This is a genomic window from Phormidium sp. CCY1219, from assembly GCF_055795085.1.
The window spans coordinates 1-1,151 of sequence record NZ_JAYFEQ010000800.1 but is presented as its reverse complement, the minus strand read 5'-3'; the positions used below and the strand labels follow the sequence as shown (position 1 = coordinate 1,151).

The following is a 1,151-nucleotide window of genomic DNA, read 5'->3' as shown; positions in this document are numbered from 1 at the left end:
AATTCATTTAGCAAGGTTTCTTTCAACACCTATGCAGATGATGGTAAATCCATCTCTACCGTCAATGCCTTTTCTGCTAGTGACGATAGTTATTACTATGTTTAGTCATTGCAGTTAAGAGCGAGACTTAATATTGTATAAAGACATAACCGCTGTTAGCTGGGAGAAAAGCTTTCAGCGGTTCTCCCCCGTTCCGGATTTTCCTTTTTTAAACAATAAAAATAACAAATATGAGCGATAGACTCATTTTGAACATAAGGAGAAACAATGATGGTTGTAGAAGATTTGAATTTTGTAGAAACAGTGCAGGAAAGCGAGCAACTTGCAGGCGGGGTGTGGACGTCTGCTGATGCAGACACGATCGCCGTTTCCGGGTTTGGTTATGGCGAAGCTACGGCTATAGCCAGCGGTGACTATACCTCAACCAGCAGCGAAACCTCTGTTTTGGTTTATACCTCGGAGGATTACGCGATGACGGACTCTTTTGCTGAAGGGTCTGCTTACGCGGAAAGTGACTATGGTACAAGTAGCTCAGAAGATACCAGTCTTTCTTTCTCTCTTTATTCTTAGACCATTATCGCCAGGAGATAAATAACCATGCCTAAGCCCTTCAAATCCACAACTCTCACAGACGCCAGTGGCAGCAGCGCTACCGTGAGTGCCGCTTCGGTGGCGGATGAAACCGGTGCGGCAAGTCACAGCGAGACGATCGCCACTTCATCCACCGGGGAAACCAGTACCAGTAGCGACACGGAGTTTACTCCCGGGGCCACCGCCAGCAGTGCCAGTGGGGAAGCGATCGCTGCCTCAGACTCGCCCCCCAGCACCACTGCTACCGCTCACACTTCGGGAGAAAATAGCAATTCCCACAATGCCAACAACGCCCAGGAGGAGAGCAATCCCGGGAGCGATGAAGCCGAGACATCGGTTTCCCCGGCGGCGGGGGAGAGCAGTAGCAGCAGCGCTCAAACCAATAACGCCGGGGGAAGTGCCAGTAGTGCTAGTGCTACGGCAACTCCCAGCCAAAGCAATGTCAGTACCGAAGCCAGCAGCAATTCCAGCAATGCCAGCGCCTCGGGAGAAAGTGCCGATGCGGGGGAGGATAGTGCCAGTAGTGCTAGTGCTACGGCAACTCCCAGCCAAAGCAATGC

2 protein-coding genes are annotated in these 1,151 nt (G+C 51.0%); both read left to right on the top strand.

Annotated features, from left to right (window positions below; translation table 11 throughout):
* Window positions 1-267 precede the first annotated feature (267 nt).
* Complete coding sequence (locus AC0QH1_RS24680) at window positions 268-570, top strand: hypothetical protein (protein ID WP_324634061.1); 303 nt, start codon at window positions 268-270, stop codon at window positions 568-570.
* 27 nt (window positions 571-597) lie between these two features.
* On the top strand, window positions 598-1,151 hold a 554-nt coding region (locus tag AC0QH1_RS24675; RefSeq protein WP_324634060.1), incomplete at its 3' end, for a hypothetical protein.